Here is a 17712-nt window from a genome sequence, read left to right on the forward strand (position 1 = left end):
AGCGTTCCCTCGATACGAGTCAGTGGATAGATATTTAATTGGGGGCGTCTAGCGCATCTTGCAGCCTCTGTTCCGAAGACGCTGACTGTTTGCCGCGGCGTTCGCTCGAGCCAGCGGTACTGCCGGGCCGGATCTTGAACCAGATCGAATACATGGCCGGCAGGAACATCAGCGTCAAAACCGTTCCTGCAAGCGTGCCGCCGATCAGCGTGTAAGCAAGCGTTCCCCAGAACACCGAATGGGTCAGCGGGATGAAGGCAAGGATCGCCGCCATGGCCGTCAGGACCACGGGACGGGCACGCTGCACCGTGGCCTCGACGACCGCGTGGAATGGATCCAATCCGGCCCGCTCGTTCTGGTGGATCTGTCCGATCAGAATCAGCGTGTTGCGCATGAGGATGCCCGACAGCGCAATGAGCCCGACGAGCGCATTGATGCCGAAAGGCTGACGGAACAGGATCAGCGTCGGCACCACGCCGATCAAGCCCAGCGGGCTCGTCAGAAACACCATCACCATCGCGGAGATCGAGCGCACCTGGAAGATGATGATGATCAGCGTCACCGCCAGCATGATCGGGAAAAGCGGCAACATGGCCTGCGTCGCTTTGGCCGATTCCTCGATGGAGCCCGCCTGCTCGATGCGGTAGCCGCCAGGCAGCTTCGCGATGATGGGCTGAAGCTGCTTGGTGATTGCCGTCGATACGTCAGGAGGCTGCAAGTCGTCGGCGATGTCGCCGCGCACCGTGATCGTCGGCACGCGATCGCGCCAGCGCATGATCGGCTCCTCCATGCGCACCTCGACTTTGCCCACCTGCGAGAGCGGGATGCGTTGTCCGCCCGCGCCAGCTAGCGTGAAGTCGCCGATCTTCGCCGGATCGAGCCGAACGTCGCCCGCCGAACGCGCCACAACCTGTACGGTTCGAATATCCTCACGCACGGCGGTGACGGGAACGCCCGTCAGGAAGAATTGCAACTGTTGGGCGACGGCACTGGACGTCAGCCCGAGCGCCTCCAACCGATCCTGCTGCAAGGTGAAATGCAGGGTGGGCGCGCGTGTGCCCCAGTCGGAATTGACCGTGCGCATCATCGGGCTGGCATGCATCACCTGCTCCACTTCGCCCGCAATGCCGCGCAGCTTGTCCGGGTCGGGGCCAGTGATGCGGTAGGCGACCGGGAACGGCGAATACGGACCAAATACGAGTTGCGTGACCCGCACGCGCGCTTCGGAGGCGAGACCATTGGCGATGGCCTGACGCAGCCGCTGTTTCAATGCGTCGCGCTCATCCTGACTATCCGTGCGCACTACGATCTTGGCAAACGACGGATCGGGCAGTTCCGGTCCCATCGCCAAGTAAAAGCGTGGCGCGCCCTGACCCACGTAAGCCGTGACGATCTTCGCTTCCTTCTGATTAGCCAGCCACGCCTCCACTTTCTTCGTAGCGGCGCTCGTTTGGGAAATAGACGTGCCATAGGGCATCTGCACCTCGACGAGCACTTCGGGACGGTCGGAGATCGGGAAGAATTGCTTTTTGACCACGGCCATGCCGAGGATAGCCAAGACGAAGAGGCCGACGACCGAAGCCGCGACCAGCCATTTGCGCGCGATGACACGCGTGAGCAGTTGACGGAAGCGGTTGTAGCGCGGCGTGTCGTAGATCGCGTCGTGACCGCCTTCGATCTTCTTGAAGTCCGGCAGCATCTTCACACCCAGGTACGGCGTGAAGATCACCGCGACGAGCCACGATGCGATCAGCGCGATGCCGACGATCCAGAACATGTTGCTCGTGTATTCGCCGGCGGTGGACCGGGCAAAGCCATTCGGCATGAAGCCGACGGCCGTCACGAGCGTGCCCGATAGCATCGGCGCGGCCGTATGGCTCCAAGCATAGGCGGAGGCGGCGACGCGGCTGTAGCCTTCCTCCATTTTCACCACCATCATTTCGATGGCGATGATGGCGTCGTCCACGAGTAAGCCCAGCGCGAGGATCAGCGATCCGAGTGTGATGCGATCGAAGTTTTTGCCCGTCGCGGCCATCACCACGAACACGACAGCCAACGTCAACGGCACGGCCGCCGCGACCACCAGGCCGGCGCGCCAGCCCATGCTCACGAAACTCACGAGCATGACCACCAGCAACGCGGCGAAGAACTTGAGCATGAACTCGTCGACGGCCGAGTGAATGTTGACGGCTTGATCGGTGACCTTCGTCAAGCTCATGCCGAGCGGCAGTTCGGCGTTGACCGCGCGGACTTCACTGTCCAACGATTTGCCGAGCTCCAGCCCGTTCCAACCTTCGCGCATGACGATGCCGAGCAGCAGCGCAGGCTCGCCGTTGTTGCGGATCATGAAAGTCGCCGGATCTTCATATCCGCGCGTAACGGTGGCGATATCCGACAGCTTCAGCGTGCGGCCTTGCGCCACGATGGGCGTGTCGCGGATCTTCTGCAGCTTGTCGAACGCACCGTCCAGACGAATGAACACTTCCGGTCCCTTCGTTTCGACGGAGCCGGCCGGCGTCAGCGCGTTCTGGCCATTGAGCGCGGCGAATATATCTTGTGGGCTTACGCCCAGCGTGGCGAGGCGGTCGTGGGAGAACTGGACGTAGATGCGTTCGGCCTGCTCCCCGATGATGTTGACCTTCTTCACGCCCGGCACGTGCAGCAACTGTTGGCGCAGCCTCTCGGCATCGCGCACGAGCAGGCGCTGCGGCTCACCCTTGGCCTTGAGCGCAAATAGAGCAAAGGTGACATCCGCGTATTCGTCGTTGACCATCGGCCCAATCACGCCGGCCGGAAGGTTGGCAGCCTCGTCGCCGATCTTTTTCCGAGCTTGATAAAACTCTTCCTGCACTTCCGATGGCGGGGTGCTATCGAGCAGCGTCAATGTCGTGAAGGCCAAGCCAGGGCGCGTGTAGGTCTCGGTTCGGTCGTACCAACGCAGCTCCTGCATGCGCTTTTCGATCTTCTCGGCGACCTGATCGTGCATTTCCTGCGCCGTGGCGCCCGGCCATGCGGTGATGATGGTCATCACCTTGACAGTGAACGCGGGGTCTTCCGCCCGGCCCAGCTTGAAGAACGAAAGGAGCCCGGCCAGCGAGATCAGGCAGATCAAGAACAAGGTGATGGAGCGCTCGCGCACTGCGAGCGCCGACAGGTTGAAGCGGCCTTCGCTCACGGACGGCCTCCCTCGGAAGCAACTGCGACGGCTTGACTTGCCACCCGTACCTGCTCGCCCTCGCGCAGCAACTGCGCACCCAGCGCGACGACGCGCTCGCCTTGCTTCAATTGGCCGGACAGGCGCACGTTGTCGTCGTCCAGATGTTCGACCGTGACCGGCCGCCATGCGACCTTGGCCGGCTCGCCGTTGACGACCCACACGCCGGGCCCTTTGCCCGCATCGAGCAGCGCGCCGATCGGCACCTGCAAGCCACCTTCGGCCGGCGAACGCGCGTCCGGAATCTGGATGGTGACGGTTGCGCCCAACGGAGCGTTGGCCAACGCGCCTTGCAGCACATACCGCGCTTCGAAGGTGCGCGTTCGCGGATCGGCCGCATCCGAAAGCTGGCGCAGCGTGGCCGGTTCGCTCGCGCCGCCGTTGCCGAACAGCGCGGCTTGCGCGACGGAACCGATGACCGGGCGCAGCGTTTCGGGTAGCTGGATCACGGCCTCGCGGCGCCCGGCGTGAGCCAGGCGCACGACGGGCTGCCCCGCGCTGACGACTTGCCCCGGCTCGGCCAATGTTTCCATCACGACGCCATCGCCGTCCGCCACGAGTTCCGCATAGCGGGTTGCATTGCGCGCAACGTCGGCATCGGCCTCGGCCGCACTGAGCTGTGCTTTGGCGGCATCGGCCGCCGCTTTGACCTGGTCATACGCCGAAGCCGATATCGCGCCGGTGCCGCGCAGATCGCGGTAACGCTCCTCATCCTGCGCGGTCTGCTGCGCTCGCGCTCGAGCGGCGGTGACCGCGTCCTGCCGCGCCTGCGCGGCAAGCTTCAGGTCGATGGGATCGAGGCGCATCAGCGGCTGACCGCGTTTGACGGTTTGGCCGGCATCGACGAGCCGCTCGAGCACCTTGCCCGAGACGCGAAAACCCAAATCGCTCTGCACTCGAGCAGCCACCGTTCCGGTAAAGGACCGGGATGCGGGAATCGCGCTCTGAACGATGGCGGTCCGCACCAGCGGCGCCTCGGTGCGCGGATCGGACGGTGCCTTTGCGCCGCAAGCGGCTAGCGCAAGGGGCAGCGCAGTGACGACTGCGGAGGTAGCGAGGCGACGCCGGAGCATGAAAGACCCATTGACGAAGTGATCGGGGCTTTCATTGTCGGTCTAGTGACCAAAATAGTCAACAGTCACAAACAAATTTGCTCAGGGGGACAGACTGCGCAGCACCAGACTCGCCAACTGCGTCGGTGCCACGTCGGTGGTATCGAGGTTGTACTGCAGCAGGAGCGGATTGAGATAGGGCCGCATCACCAGATAAATCGCCGTCGCGGTTTCGTCCAGCGGCGTCTTGCGCTCGAAGTCTCCGCTTTGCCGACCTTCCTGGAGCACCTCCTGCAGAAGCTTCTGCACGCGTGCCTCGTACGCCTGTACGGCCTGCCAGTTTTCCGTGGCCGCCGATGCGGCGATGTCGTAAAGCTTGCGGTCCCGGAAAAATAGCCGAAGGCTCGCCTCCGTGGAGACCTTGAACATCCGCCGCAGCTTTTCCGGCGGCAGCCCGGCCTCCTCGACGGCCGCACGAACGTCGGTTTCGATCTCGTGCAGGCAGTTCGCGCAGATCATCTCGCCGATGGCTTGCTTCGACTCGAAGAACTTATAGATGTAGGCCTTGGAAAAACCGATGGCCTTGGCGAGGTCGGAGACCGTCGTTTTCTCATAGCCGTATCGGCTGAAATGCTCGGTGGCGGCGGCAACGATCTGATCGCGCACCTCGTGGTCGGCCGGGCCGCGGCCCGAGACCGGATAACTAGCGGCTGTTTTCATGGGCTCAAGCTTACCGCCACTCTCCCCTATGGACAACTAGTGACTATTTGGTATTATAGTCACCAACTCAGCCTCCATCGTTGGAAGAACCCATGTCCCCGCCCAAACGCCTTCTCTCAGCGCTGATCGCCGCAAGCCTATTGGCAGGTTGCGCGGTCGGCCCCGATTACGTCCGGCCCGATATCGCGATGCCGCAACGGTTCGAGGGCCAAGCCGCGGTCGATCAACGGCATGCGAGCGCCTCCGCGGACCTCGCCACATGGTGGACAGGCTTTGGCGACCCGCAACTGACACGGTTCGTGACACTTGCGTTGGAACAGAACCTCGATCTTGCGCAGGCGGCCGCGCGCGTCGTTCAGGCGCGCGCGGGACTGGGGGCCGCCAACGCCGCGCTGTTGCCGTCCGGCAATGTGAGCGGCCAGGCAGCCAGGGTCTATCAGTCCGTCGAAACGCCTTTGGGACGCGTCTTGAATTCGACACCCGGCTTCGATCGCTACGGCAACGACTACGAGGCCAATTTCAACGCAAGCTGGGAGCTCGACCTATTCGGGGGCCTGCGTCGCGGACGACAAGCCGCGCTCGCCGAATATCAGGCGTCCGAAGCGGGCGCCGCGGCGACGCGATTGGCCGTGGCCGCGCAAACGGCCGATATCTACATCACCATTCGCGGTTTGCAAGCGCGTCTGCAGGTTGCTCGAAATCAGGTGCGCACGCAGCAGGATCTGCTCTCGACCATCAAGCTTCTGTATAGCAAAGGGTTGGCGGCCGATCTTCAAGTGAGCCAGGCCGAAGGCGCCCTCGCTCAGGTTCAGGCATCCGTCCCCGTCCTCGAGGCGGGTCTGGATGCGGCGATGAACGCACTGGACGTCATGCTCGGCTCACAGCCCGGCACGCATCGGGCCGAGTTGGCCGAAGGGGGAGACATCCCAGCCGCCCCACGGATCGAAGCCACCGGATCGCCGGGCGAGCTGCTCAGGCGCCGGCCCGACTTGATCGTGGCCGAGCGTCGCCTCGCCGCATCGAACGCGCGCATCGGCGTGGCCATTGCCGAGTATTACCCGAAGGTGTCGCTCAGCGGACTGATCGGGAGCGCCACCTCGGTGGCCAGCGGCAACCTCTTCACTAGCGGCGCCAATCAGGCCGCTGGCGTGCTGGGCCTGCGCTGGCGTCTGTTCGACTTCGGCCGCATCAATGCGCAGATCCAGCAAGCTAAAGGCCAGCAGGCCGAAGTGCTAGCCGCCTATCGGCTTGCCGCGCTGCACGCGACCGAAGATGTGGAGAACGCTTTTTCGGCGCTCGTGAAGCGTGAGGAACAGGCCGCCGTGCTCGCCCAGGGAGTGGACTCGCTCAGCCGCGCGCGATCAGCCTCGTTCGCGGCATACCAAAAAGGTGTCGTCAGCCTCATCGAAGTGTTGCAGGCCGATGACAACGTGCTGCGCGCCTCCGATGAGCGCGCGCAGGCTCAAACGGAATCGGCACGCGCGGCGGTCGCCGCCTTCAAGGCACTTGGTGGGGGTTGGCAACCTCGTGGATACGAGGCAGTGGCCGTGAAGTAGCAAGGTCCGGTGATCGGTCACGCTCGCTATTACGAGGTGTAGGCTCGCCTGGTTGACCGGACGCGCATCTTGGACCTCTCATCGGAGACAGCGACCATGGCTGCTTATCGTGCGAGCGTCATTGCTCTGGCAAAACGGCCTAGTGCATTCATCCCGATCCTGACGTCTCTCGCGGCCTTCGCGCTCACAATGGGAACGATTGCCGTTGCTGGCCCCGTTCGCGAGTCCGACGAGGGCGCCATCGCACACATCTATCAGTTGCTCGTCGTCGGCGAACTACCTGTGCTGGGCTTTTTTATTCTCAAGTGGCTCCGAAGGGATGTGCGGGCGGCGCTGACGGTCTTGGCGATTCAGGGGGCCGTCTTGGGGCTGGCAATGTTCCCGGCGTGGTACTTCGGCCTATAAGAGGTCTTGCCGCACCGCGGGAAGAGCAGTCGAAGCAACGCCTCAGCCGTGCGTCATGGAAGCCGCCCAGTGACCCCGCTGCCGAAAGGACGCCTACCGCGTCCGCGCTATCCTTCCCCGGCCTGAAGGCCGAGGCTTGCCACGCACGGAGTCAACCTCGGGTGGTCCTTGACCGGCGGCCTATTGCGTCGGGCAACTTAGTTGCCGGCCATCGTCAATTGAGCGGCATGCAGCGTCAGCTTCCACTGTCCAGCGGCTTCGCAAGCTTCTCATCGCAATACCAACTCCTGTCCCGTATCGCCGCGACTTGCGTGATGGCCGGGCTGTGCCATTCGGGTGGCAACTTGCAGATGTGGCTCGACGAGCGCTTCGCAGCATGATCGCCGTCGCCGGGCGGATCGTAGCTGTCGTGTATGTCCCCCGTCAACGCGTTGACGCTCGTATGGGATTCGCCGCCTCCGTCCGCAGCGCTATGCATATCCGAACTCTCTTCGTCCCATCCCGCGACGATCCATTGGCCGTTGCGCATCGTCAAATGCCATGTTTCGGTCCAGCCCTCCGTACCGCCACCGCCCGCGTTTTGCACGATCACAGATCCGCCGCGAATTTGGAGCGGCTGAAATGGATCGCCCCTCACGCCGCCTTCGTCCGGTCCCATTGCCACGGCATCGTCCGAAACCACTCGCTTGCCCCCCACGAAGATACGTAGACGGCGCGGTCCGTCATCTTGCGCGTGCGAAACGTCGATGCATGCCTCCACCGGGCTCGGTGACCCAAACGTGCCACGCACGCTGTCGTCGAATGCGTATCCGGCGTCGACCTTTGCGCAAGGGCCTTTTGCCAAGTCCGTATCAGTCGCATGTGCATACGTGCAGCCGGCGAAAGCGATAAATGCAAGCAACGCGCGTGCGTAATGCGCAATGCGTGCGGCCCTTGATCCGCGAGTTCGGCGCGCCGGCCAGCTTGCGCCCCCCGTGACGATAAGCACCCCCTTTGACGACGTGTTCTTCTGGTTCTCGCGCAGCATTGATGATCTCCGCTCATAAGTGCTTGTACATTTTACGGTCTAGTCGGACGCCCGAATCGTCCTGACAATGTGGTCATGTCATTCACTGCTTGGAGAAGGGAGACCTGCATGTCCACCAAACCTACCGCCGCGCGCCAGTCGTTCGGCAGCGTGGCGCCCAAACTGGCCGAACTGAGCGACGACGTGCTGTTCGGCGATGTCTGGGAGCGCCCGCAATTGTCGAAGCGGGATCGCAGCCTCGCAACGTGCGCGGCGCTGATCGTGCTCGGCAAGACCGAGCAAATGAACTTCCATTTTCCGCGCGCCGTCGAGAACGGGGTCACACGAGAAGAACTCATCGAACTCGTCACCCATCTGGCGTTCTACACAGGCTGGCCCAATGCCATGTCCGCGGTAGCGAAGTTCAAAGAGCTCTTTCCGTCCCCGAGCAACTGAAAAGAAGTAGACGATGCAATTGAAGAGGCCAGGCTCACAGCCGTCGATCAAAGGCCCCGCCGAGTGGTTTACCGGCACGGTACGCATCGATCCTCTGAATGCGCCGCCACCGCCCTCTCGGGTGTCGTGCGCCAGCGTGACCTTCGAGCCGGGTGCGCGCACGAACTGGCACACCCATCCGCTCGGCCAGACGCTGCTCGTGACGGCCGGCTGCGGCTGGACCCAGTGCGAAGGCGAACCCATCGCGGAAATTCGTGCGGGGGACGTGATTTGGTGTCCGCCGGGCCATAAGCATTGGCATGGCGCTTCGCCGACGACGTCGATGACCCATATCGCCATCCAGGAGGCACTCGACGGCAAGAACGTCGAGTGGCTGGAACCGGTGACGGACGAGCAATACTCCGCCGGGCCATCGCTGAGCACCTGAGAGCAAAGCCGTGTTGCGCCGCTCCCCGTTAGCAGCGCAGTTACGACTTGCGCTGAGCCTCGTCCGATGACCGCGAGATTTCCGCGTCGGCGACCTTGAACCCGCTACAGCGTGGCGTCGATGAAACCCATCATGCGCGCGGTATCCTCCGCGGGCAGCGCGGTCCTCAGCGCGGCGATGAGCATCAGCCCGCTCCAGACCGCGACACATACCACGCCCCAGGTGAAATCCAGTACACCGATGCCGCCACCGATATCGCTGAGCCACGAAAGAATCCACATGCCGCCAAACCACGGCAGCAGCCACGAGATATGGCGCCAGCCGAACTCGTCCGCGGGCTTCTTCGCCACGAAGTGATGATGCAGCGCGTACAAGATGAACCCGATCGCCACGATCCCAAACAGGAATGAGTTTGTCCGGAAACCCGTCCAGTAAATCACCCAGTTGCTGCAGATGAATGCCGCCGGCGCGATGAACCATGCGCCCTCGAGTCGGAACGGCCGCTCGAGGTCCGGCATGCTATGGCGCAGAACCAAAAGCGCGACTGGGCCCAGGCCATAAGTCAGCACCGTGATCGACGTGATGTAGTTGACCATCTGCTGCCATGCCGGGAACGGCAGCAGGAACACCGCGCCGACGGCCCACATCACGAGCACGGAGACCCACGGCACCTGGTTGCCGTTCAGCTTGATCAGCCCATGCGGCCCTGCTTCCATCTCGCCGATCGCGAAGAGGATGCGGGAACCGCCCGTCACGTACATCAAGCCCGTGCCGCCCGGCGAGACATATGCGTCGATATAGAGCAGCGTGGCCAGCCACCCGAGTCCGAGCGTGGCCGCCAGGCCGGCGAACGGCCCCATCTGCCCCGTGAAACTGAGATGCGCCCAGCCGTGGGCGAGATCGGCCGGTGCGAGCGCGTAGAGGAACGCCACCTGCAAAAGAACGTAGAGAATCGCCGCGAGCAGCACGGAGCCGATGACCGCGAGCGGAATGTTGCGGCCGGGATTCGCGCTTTCGCCGCCAAGGTCGATTGCCGTGCGAAAGCCGAGATAGCTGAAGATGATGCCGGCCGCCGGCAACGCCGTGAAAATGCCCGTCACCTTGTACCCCGTCGGATCGGCGCTCATCACGTTCCAGTGCGTGCTGGCGGCGAAGAGCGCGATCACCGTCAACAGCGGCACGGCGATCTTCCACCAGGTCACGATCGAGTTGACGTTCAACAACCAGCGGACCGTCATCAAGTTCAGCAGCGCCAGGATGCCGAGCAGCACGACGCAAGTCACGAATCCTATGACCGTCAGCAGCCCCTGCCCGCCCGGTTGAATGAAATAGGGAAGATAGTTGTTGGCGTACGTGACGATGGCCTCGGCCTCGACGGCCGGCACGGGCACATACGCCAGGAACAGCATCCAGCTCCAGATCCGCCCCATGCCGTCACCGTGACTAGCATGGCTCATGTGCACGAGGGCGCCGCTGCGCGGAAAGAGCGCTGACAGCTCCGCGAAGCACAGTGCGATCAACAGGATGATGATTGCGCCGACCACCCAACTCCAGATGCTGAGCGGACCCGCGATTTTCGAGGCGTGAAACGCGCCGAAGAGCCACCCCGAGCCGACGATGCTCGTCGTGCTCGCAAAGAGCAGCCCGATCACACGGGCGTCTCGACGCAGCGTTGCGGTAACGCCTGCCTCGGTTGCTTCACTCATCATTGCCTCCTGCTGTGCATTCCCTCTTCACCGAGCGTCGATCCGTACTCAGCGGAACGCTTGCTCAGCGGGATGCTTACAGTCCCCAAATGATGTCGGCACTCTGCTTCTGGGCTTCTCGCATCATGTCGAGAAACGGCCACGCCCGCCGCGAGAGGCCGTTTCCGGACCGTTGCTCGCCGCCGTGAGAATGCTGGAATGCTTCCAGTACCCGTTCGGCCTTCTCTTCGTCGGCAATCGCAGTTTCGAGCCGGCGGATGGCAACGGGCAATTCGTCGTGCAAGATGACTCCGCGCGCATCGAGGCGCTTGCCGACGAGTCCCAGCAGATACTGTGCTAGATCCCTGAGCATGAGCACGTCCGGCGCCGCGGACGATTTGAACGTGACCATCATGATGTGTCCCCCTCCCCGACTTGCCGCTCTTCGAACGCTCCCGCCGAGGTCTGGGGCGGGATACGTCTTTCCGGTATTTTATATCACATTGTGATGTATTTGGAATCGTCGCTCCGAGCTGAAAACAAGCATCAGGCCTGTGTCTCGTCTTTTGGCAGGAAGTAATGAAAGGCGGTGTGCAACATGCCGATCGAGGCGAGCACCCAGGCCACGAAGGCAACCGCAATCGTCACGCGCGGTACTTCGTTCAGGAACGGCGCCGACGCGACATGTGCGTAGCTGTAAGTCGCGGCGGTGTACATCCCCAACGGAAACACCATCGACCATTCCGCCGATGTGTAGTGAATCGGATCGCCCTGGACACCGTGCTTGGCGATGAACAGAATCACGAGCAACGGGATCCAGAACGTCGCCATGGCCCAGCATGCCGTGGTCAAAACGTACAGAATCGCTTGCGCATGCAGCGGCAGCGCGATCGACTCGCGATCGAGCAGGATAAGGCGGCTTCCCGCGAACGCGGCAATCGCCATGGCGCCCATGTTGATCCACCACGGTTCCGTCATTTCCGCGGCACTCATCGGAACGAAACACCAGCGATAGAAGATCAGCGTGATCAACATCACATAGAGGGCGCAGCCGAGCAGCCATGCCGCGAGAGAGAGGAAAGCGAGCGGCGCCGGGCGGCTCGCGAGCCGAGCTTCGAATGTCGCCAGTATCGCAATGGCCTCGGTGGCGACGACGAGCAGCAACCAGGTGCCGTCGAAGCCGGTTTGCAAGCCCGGTTTGCGCTGTCCGATCGTCATCGCGGCGAGAAACGCGTAGACGATCACGACCCAGAGCACGATTGCGAGGCCGAGGAGCCAGGGCACCGCGGCGGGAACGAGGTTATAAGCGGCGATCTGGCTCCCGAACACGGCCGTGCCGGCCACCAGCGCGAGAAATCCGGGGCCCCGCCCGTGATCGCCGATGTCGACTCGTATCGCGTGCGGATAACGCACGAACCGGCAGACCGCGATCAAAAGAAACACAGGATAGGCCACCGCATTGACGCCTAGCAGTGCCCACCCTGCGACGCCATAGCCGAGCAACCGTGCTGCGATCGACACGATGCCGGTGGCCATCACCATTGCGAAAGCCGCCGGAGGGAACGCCTCGAGCCAGGAGCGGCGCTCGCTCATCGGCGGCACCGTTCAATGCGCTTTTCGCTCCTTGACCAGATCCTCGACCACACGCGGATCGGCCAAGGTCGAGACGTCACCGAGGTTCTCATACTCGCCCGCGGCGATCTTGCGCAAGATTCGGCGCATGATCTTGCCGGACCGCGTCTTGGGCAGGCTCGGCGCCCACTGGATGAAATCCGGGTTCGCGATCGGGCCGATTTCGCGGCGCACGAACTGAGTCAGCTCCTCTCGCAGCGCGTCGCTCGGCTCGAGGCCGGCTTTCAGCGTGACATACGCGTAAATCCCTTGTCCTTTGAGATCGTGCGGATATCCGACCACGGCCGCCTCGGCGACCTTGGGATGCAGCACGAGCGCGCTTTCCACTTCGGCCGTGCCGAGGCGATGCCCCGATACATTGATGACGTCGTCGATGCGGCCGGTGATCCAATAGTCGCCGTCCTCGTCGCGATAGCACCCATCGCCCGTGTAGTACATCCCTTCGACCTGGCTGAAATACTGTTGCCGCATGCGATCCGGATCGCCGTAGACGTACCGCATCTGACCCGGCCACGAATCGAGCATGCAGAGACTGCCTGTGCCGGCGCCCTCGATCACGTGACCGGCCTCGTCGACGAGCGCGGGACGCACGCCAAAGATCGGGCGTGTAGCCGAGCCCGGTTTCAGCGTCATCGCACCCGGCAGCGGCGCGATCATGATGCCGCCCGTTTCGGTCTGCCACCAGGTGTCGATCACAGGGCAGCGCTTTTCGCCGACGACCTCGTAGTACCAGAGCCAGGCCGCCGGGTTGATCGGCTCGCCCACCGTACCGAGCAGCCTCAGCGATTCGCGCGATGTCTTTTTCACCGGCGCCTCTCCATCTCGCATCAGCGCACGGATAGCCGTCGGCGCGGTATAGAGGGTTCGCACCTGATGCTTGTCGCATACCTGCCAGTAGCGGGAACTGTCGGGATAATTCGGCAAGCCTTCGAACATCACCGTAGTCGCGCCGTTCGCAAGCGGCCCGTAAACGATGTAGCTATGCCCCGTTACCCACCCGCAGTCGGCCGTGCACCAGTAGACATCGCCGTCGTGATAGTCGAAGACGTATTGGTGCGTCAACGCGACGTAGGTCAGATAGCCACCCGTCGTGTGCACGACACCCTTTGGCTTGCCCGTCGAGCCCGATGTATAGAGGATGTATAGCGGGTCCTCCGCTCCCATCTCCTCCGGCGCGCAATCGGCCGAGCTGCGGCTCATCAGGTCCTCGTACCAATGATCGCGGCCTTCGCGCCAATCGACCTTTCCGCCGGTGCGCTTGACAACGATGCACCGGTCGACTTTCGCGCACCTCTCCATCGCCTTGTCGGCACTGGCCTTCAACGCAATCGTTCGTCCGCCTCGCATGCCTTCGTCGGCGGTGATGACGATGCTGGAGTCGCAGTCTTGGATGCGATTCGCGAGCGCATCGGGCGAGAAGCCGCCGAAGACTACCGAATGAATGGCCCCGATGCGCGCACATGCCAGCATGGCGACGGCGATCTCGGGAATCATCGGCATGTAGATCGTCACCCGATCGCCGCGCTTGACGCCAAGGGTCTTCAAGACATTGGCGAACTTGCAGACCTCGGTATGCAACTCGCGGTAGGTCAACGTCCGCTGGACGGTGGGATCGTCGCCCTCCCAGATGATCGCGGGCTGATCGCCGCGCGTTGCCAGGTGGCGGTCGAGGCAGTTGGCGCACGCATTCAATGTGCCGTCGTCGAACCAGCGAATATGCAAGTCGCGGCTGGCGAACGAGACATCCTTCACCTGCGTGAATGGCTTGATCCAGTCGAGTCGCTGGCCCTGCTCGCGCCAAAATCCCTCCGGATCCTCCACTGAATGGCGATACATCGCCTCGTAACGGGCTGAGTCGGCCCAGGCATTCGCGGCCCAGCCGGCGGGCACCGGAAAGACTCGATGCTCAGACATGGTTTGGTCCTCCTTCGCAATTGAGCGCCGCCGGCGCCGGCCCGCCGGCGCGCGATGCACCGGCGGCCGGCGTCACGTGACTAGGCGGCACGCGGGTGGTGTTGCGCCCAGTCGTGGGTCGGAAGCACGGTATGTCCGAGGCATTCGTTGATGATCATGGCCGCGGACGCATAGAAGGCGAGGACAGCCGTGATCAGGCCGGTGTAGCCGCCGATCTGCGTGGCGATGACCGAGCCGGTCCATGCGCCGATGGCCAGGAGCAGGTAGGTGATCCACAGCACGAGGAAAACGAGCTGCACCGATGTGCTCGTATGCATCGAGGCGAACCAGAGGTAGAACGTGAATACGCCCCAAACCAGCAGGTACCAGCCGACGAACGACTGGGGCACGTTGGCGCCCAGGAACGCCGCGAACAGCGCAAAGGACCACCAAAATGAGCCGTAGCCGAGGAACGCCACTGTCCCCAGGGTGTTGCCGCGCGGATACTCGAGCACGCCCGCGATCATCTGTGCGGTGCCGCCGAAAGCGAACGCCACTGCCAGCACGAGCCGCAATGCGTCCACGCTGTACCAGCCCGCGTTCACCATGCTCAACATCCAGGTGGTGAATGCAAACCCGGCGAGACCGAGCGGTGCCGGGTTCGAGAACTTACTTTCCATAAACCGCCTCCGTGGTGGTTTCCCGTTGAAATGCCCGGAGGCGATACCCCTCGGTCGCCGCCGAGCGCGACCGTGTAATGCTTGCCTTTGGATGCCTGTCGGCCGGGGCGATGTGGCCCCACTGGCGGCGCGGCATGCTGGAAGCCCACGCGGTTCAACCTCACCATGAGGCAACTCGCATGCCGAAGCGGGAATCCATAATTCATGTAGGGCGAATCGCGGAAAGGCCCGCGCCCCGTCGATGGCGCATCCTTCTTGCTTCATGAAGCTGCCGGCTTCGGCGCATATCCTGCGCGAGCGTGCGACAAGTCCGCCACGTGAGCGCTGCCGCATGCTCGAGTCGCCGAGGGAGGAGCTATGCGAGGAATCAATGACAACGTACGCGCTGTAATTCTTGCCGCGCTGATTTCCTTGCTTGCGGCATGCGGTGGACATGGAAGGATCTCGGTCACCGACGGCGGCGGCGGCGGCAACAACGGCGCAGCGACTCCCGCGGGCGGCATTCATCTGCAAGTCGTCTCGTTCGGCGACAGCCTGTCGGACGTCGGGACCTTTGCGCCGATCGCGAGCGCGGTGGGCGGCGGACGTTTCACGACCAACCCCGGGCAGGTCTGGAGTCAGGACGTCGCGCAATACTACGGCGACACGCTGAACGCCGCGTTTACGATCGACTTCACTCACAAGCTGAATGCGCAAGGCGGGTTAGGCTATGCCGAGGGCGGCGCGACGGTGGCCACGCCGGCCAACCTCTACGACTTCCTCACCGATGTGATCGGGAACATCGAAATGCCCGTGACTCAGCAAGTCTCGAGCTATTTGAGCACCCACGCCGGCTTCAACGGGGATCAGCTGGTGCTCGTCTGGGTGGGCTCGAACGACGTGCTTCGCGCGGGGACGCCCCCGGCCGCGACGCAGATCGTGCAGACGGCGGCCACGACGCTCGCGCAAGTCATTGGGCAGATCGTCCAGAACGGTGCGACGCATGTCGTGGTGATCAACGTGCCGAATGTCGGACTCTCGCCGAAAGGGCTCGCCTCGCCCGACGCCGGCGCCAACCTGACGCAGCTGTCGCAACTCTTCAACGATAGCTTGAACGCTGCCTTGCAAGCCGATGGTCTGCAAGGCAAGGTGATCCAGATCGATTCCTATACATGGATCAATCAGATCTTCGCGAACTTTCAGGCGAATGGCTTCACCGTGTCGAATACGAGCTTCGCCTGCGATCCATCGAAAACGCCGGATCAGACCTCGTTGCTGTGCTCGCCGCGTACGTACGCGACAGCCAATGCCGACCAGACCTACATGTTCGCCGACGATCTCCATCCGACGACGCGCCTCCACGCGCTCTTCGCCCAATTCGTCGAGCAGCAGATCGCCAAGACCGGCCTGGGTCACTGAAGCGGCAGGCCCGGCGGCCGGGCGCCCACGACGTCAGGATTGCGGCACGATCTCTTGATAGAGCGCGAGATAACGCTCCGCGGCGCTTTGCCAACTGAAGTTCTGCTGCATCGCGCACTGCTGAGCGCGTCGCCAGTCGGTCCGCCGGGCGCGCAAGGCGAACGCTCGGCGGATCGCGGCAACGAGCGCGTCATGCTCGAATCGCTCGAATACGAAACCCGTCGCCGCATGATCGGCGAGGTTCTCCAGCGACGCATCCGATACGGTATCCGTCAGGCCGCCGACGCGGTGAACGAGCGGAAGCGATCCGTATGCGAGCGCATAAAGCTGGGTCAGTCCGCAAGGCTCGAAGCGCGAGGGCACCATCACTACGTCGCTGCCCGCGATGACGAGATGCGCGAATGCCTCGTCGAAGCCGACATGGATGCCGACGGCCTCGGGATGGGCCTGCACCGCGCGCCGCATGCCCGCCTCGAGCGCCGGATCGCCCGTGCCGAGGACCGCGAGCTGGCCGCCGCGGCTCACGATTTCCGGTATCGCTTCGAGCAGGAGGTCAAAGCCCTTCTGCTCGGTCAACCGGCTCACGACGCCGAAGAGCAGCGCATCCGAATCGGCCTTGAGACCGAGGCGTGCCTGCAACTCCGCCTTGTTTTTCGATTTGGGGTGGAGTCGCGTCGGGCCGTACGTCGCCACGATGGAGCGATCGCTGCGCGGATTCCAGACCGTGTAATCCACCCCGTTCAAGATTCCGGTCAAGTCCCGCGCGCGGTGCCTGAGCAGTCCGTCCAGCCCGGCGCCATGCGAGGTTGTCTGAATCTCGCGAGCGTAGCTCGGGCTCACGGTCGTGATGCGATCGGCGAAATAAAGTCCCCCCTTCAGGAACGAGACCTGGCCGTGAAACTCGAGCCCGTCGATACCGAAATAGCGATCGGGCAAGCGAAGCGAGCTCCATTCATGCGCGGGGAATAATCCTTGATAGGCGAGGTTGTGCACGGTCACGACGCTCGGCAAACGGCGCACGCCGCTCGTCTCGTGCGCGGCCTGCACGTAGGCCGGTGCCAGCGCCGCATGCCAGTCGTGAGCGTGAACGACCGCCGGAGACCACGCCGGGTCCGCCGAGCCCGCCAGCTGCGCGGCGCTCCAGCCCAACAGCGCGAAACGCAGCATATTGTCGTCGTAGGGCCGGTGCGCCTCGTCGACATACGGATTGCCGTCGCGCCGATAAAAACGATCGGCACGCACGACATAAACGCCGAGACCCGCGACGCCTCCGTCGGCGTCTCGCAGTGTCCCGAATTGGATGGAGGCGTCGTCGACGCCGAACGCAGCGGGCAATCGCGCGACCTCACGCAGGTCCGCCAGGCCGTCGACGACGGACGGAAAGCCCGGCAACAGCACGCGGGCATCGGCGCCGAGTTCCACCTGTGCGAGCGGCAGCGCGCCGAGAACGTCCGCCAGCCCCCCGGTCTTGAGCAGCGGATATAGCTCGGCGGCCACATGGAGCACACGGATGGTCACGCCGCCCTCCATTGCAAAGGGCATATCGTTGACGGACTCAGCAGCGAGGACCTATCGGCGTAGGCGTCGT

Annotated in this window: 15 protein-coding genes; 5 read left to right on the plus strand and 10 right to left on the minus strand. The window is 63.3% G+C overall.

Annotation, left to right across the window (positions count from 1 at the left end; all coding sequences use genetic code 11):
- Positions 1-34: 34 nt before the first annotated feature.
- From C9I57_RS12360 to C9I57_RS12370, 3 genes are all read right to left on the minus strand, one after another.
- Positions 35-3175 carry an efflux RND transporter permease subunit gene (locus C9I57_RS12360; protein WP_107150936.1) on the minus strand — a complete coding sequence of 1047 codons (3141 nt, stop codon included), beginning with the start codon at positions 3173-3175 and terminating at the stop codon, positions 35-37.
- Positions 3172-4287: an efflux RND transporter periplasmic adaptor subunit gene (locus tag C9I57_RS12365; protein ID WP_107150937.1), complete on the minus strand. Its 1116-nt coding sequence runs from the start codon at positions 4285-4287 to the stop codon at positions 3172-3174. Before C9I57_RS12365 ends, C9I57_RS12360 begins: the two co-directional genes overlap by 4 nt.
- Positions 4288-4368: 81 nt before the next feature.
- On the minus strand, positions 4369-4986 hold the full coding sequence (locus C9I57_RS12370; RefSeq protein ID WP_107150938.1) for a TetR/AcrR family transcriptional regulator: 618 nt from the start codon (positions 4984-4986) through the stop codon (positions 4369-4371).
- Positions 4987-5078: 92 nt separating this feature from the next.
- Between C9I57_RS12370 and C9I57_RS12375 the strand changes: the two genes are divergently transcribed.
- Both C9I57_RS12375 and C9I57_RS12380 read left to right on the plus strand, forming a co-directional pair.
- Positions 5079-6542, plus strand: coding sequence for an efflux transporter outer membrane subunit (locus C9I57_RS12375; protein ID WP_107150939.1), 1464 nt, complete (start codon positions 5079-5081; stop codon positions 6540-6542).
- Between the two features lie 96 nt (positions 6543-6638).
- On the plus strand, positions 6639-6947 hold the full coding sequence (locus C9I57_RS12380; protein ID WP_146166205.1) for a hypothetical protein: 309 nt from the start codon (positions 6639-6641) through the stop codon (positions 6945-6947).
- 235 nt (positions 6948-7182) lie between these two features.
- Here C9I57_RS12380 and C9I57_RS32735 read toward each other — a convergent pair whose 3' ends face one another.
- Complete coding sequence (locus C9I57_RS32735) at positions 7183-7611, minus strand: hypothetical protein (protein ID WP_181321813.1); 429 nt, start codon at positions 7609-7611, stop codon at positions 7183-7185.
- A 471-nt stretch (positions 7612-8082) separates the two neighbouring features.
- Between C9I57_RS32735 and C9I57_RS12390 the strand changes: the two genes are divergently transcribed.
- Positions 8083-8409, plus strand: coding sequence for a carboxymuconolactone decarboxylase family protein (locus C9I57_RS12390; RefSeq protein ID WP_107150942.1), 327 nt, complete (start codon positions 8083-8085; stop codon positions 8407-8409).
- A 13-nt stretch (positions 8410-8422) separates the two neighbouring features.
- The gene (locus tag C9I57_RS12395) at positions 8423-8836 is read left to right on the plus strand and encodes a (R)-mandelonitrile lyase (protein ID WP_107150943.1); all 414 of its coding nucleotides are present in this window, start codon (positions 8423-8425) and stop codon (positions 8834-8836) included.
- Positions 8837-8940: 104 nt separating this feature from the next.
- Here C9I57_RS12395 and C9I57_RS12400 read toward each other — a convergent pair whose 3' ends face one another.
- From C9I57_RS12400 to C9I57_RS12420, 5 genes are all read right to left on the minus strand, one after another.
- Positions 8941-10545 carry an APC family permease gene (locus tag C9I57_RS12400; protein WP_258187614.1) on the minus strand — a complete coding sequence of 535 codons (1605 nt, stop codon included), beginning with the start codon at positions 10543-10545 and terminating at the stop codon, positions 8941-8943.
- 73 nt (positions 10546-10618) lie between these two features.
- Positions 10619-10936 carry a DUF1840 domain-containing protein gene (locus C9I57_RS12405; protein WP_107150944.1) on the minus strand — a complete coding sequence of 106 codons (318 nt, stop codon included), beginning with the start codon at positions 10934-10936 and terminating at the stop codon, positions 10619-10621.
- A 131-nt stretch (positions 10937-11067) separates the two neighbouring features.
- A complete protein-coding gene (locus tag C9I57_RS12410) occupies positions 11068-12114 on the minus strand; it encodes a tellurite resistance/C4-dicarboxylate transporter family protein (protein WP_107150945.1) in 1047 nt (348 codons plus the stop codon).
- Positions 12115-12126: 12 nt separating this feature from the next.
- Positions 12127-14067 (minus strand): acetate--CoA ligase, encoded by a 1941-nt coding sequence (acs, locus tag C9I57_RS12415; protein ID WP_107150946.1) that lies wholly within the window; start codon positions 14065-14067, stop codon positions 12127-12129.
- 80 nt (positions 14068-14147) lie between these two features.
- Positions 14148-14726, minus strand: coding sequence for an acetate uptake transporter (locus C9I57_RS12420; protein ID WP_107150947.1), 579 nt, complete (start codon positions 14724-14726; stop codon positions 14148-14150).
- Positions 14727-15083: 357 nt separating this feature from the next.
- Between C9I57_RS12420 and C9I57_RS12425 the strand changes: the two genes are divergently transcribed.
- Positions 15084-16124: an SGNH/GDSL hydrolase family protein gene (locus tag C9I57_RS12425; RefSeq protein WP_107150948.1), complete on the plus strand. Its 1041-nt coding sequence runs from the start codon at positions 15084-15086 to the stop codon at positions 16122-16124.
- A gap of 33 nt (positions 16125-16157) precedes the next feature.
- Here C9I57_RS12425 and glgA read toward each other — a convergent pair whose 3' ends face one another.
- Positions 16158-17642 (minus strand): glycogen synthase GlgA, encoded by a 1485-nt coding sequence (gene glgA / locus C9I57_RS12430; RefSeq protein WP_107151082.1) that lies wholly within the window; start codon positions 17640-17642, stop codon positions 16158-16160.
- Positions 17643-17712 lie beyond the last annotated feature (70 nt).

Source organism: Trinickia symbiotica (genome assembly GCF_003028655.1).
In the GTDB taxonomy this organism is placed as follows: Bacteria; Pseudomonadota; Gammaproteobacteria; order Burkholderiales; family Burkholderiaceae; genus Trinickia; species Trinickia symbiotica_A.

Coding starts and splice junctions, on each gene's coding strand:
- C9I57_RS12365 (WP_107150937.1), bottom strand. CDS start 4,287: ATGCTCCGGCGTCGCCTCGCTACCTCCGCAGTCGTCACTGCGCTGCCC.
- C9I57_RS12370 (WP_107150938.1), bottom strand. CDS start 4,986: ATGAAAACAGCCGCTAGTTATCCGGTCTCGGGCCGCGGCCCGGCCGAC.
- C9I57_RS12375 (WP_107150939.1), top strand. CDS start 5,079: ATGTCCCCGCCCAAACGCCTTCTCTCAGCGCTGATCGCCGCAAGCCTA.
- C9I57_RS12380 (WP_146166205.1), top strand. CDS start 6,639: ATGGCTGCTTATCGTGCGAGCGTCATTGCTCTGGCAAAACGGCCTAGT.
- C9I57_RS12390 (WP_107150942.1), top strand. CDS start 8,083: ATGTCCACCAAACCTACCGCCGCGCGCCAGTCGTTCGGCAGCGTGGCG.
- C9I57_RS12395 (WP_107150943.1), top strand. CDS start 8,423: ATGCAATTGAAGAGGCCAGGCTCACAGCCGTCGATCAAAGGCCCCGCC.
- C9I57_RS12400 (WP_258187614.1), bottom strand. CDS start 10,545: ATGATGAGTGAAGCAACCGAGGCAGGCGTTACCGCAACGCTGCGTCGA.
- C9I57_RS12405 (WP_107150944.1), bottom strand. CDS start 10,936: ATGATGGTCACGTTCAAATCGTCCGCGGCGCCGGACGTGCTCATGCTC.
- C9I57_RS12410 (WP_107150945.1), bottom strand. CDS start 12,114: ATGAGCGAGCGCCGCTCCTGGCTCGAGGCGTTCCCTCCGGCGGCTTTC.
- acs (WP_107150946.1), bottom strand. CDS start 14,067: ATGTCTGAGCATCGAGTCTTTCCGGTGCCCGCCGGCTGGGCCGCGAAT.
- C9I57_RS12420 (WP_107150947.1), bottom strand. CDS start 14,726: ATGGAAAGTAAGTTCTCGAACCCGGCACCGCTCGGTCTCGCCGGGTTT.
- C9I57_RS12425 (WP_107150948.1), top strand. CDS start 15,084: ATGCGAGGAATCAATGACAACGTACGCGCTGTAATTCTTGCCGCGCTG.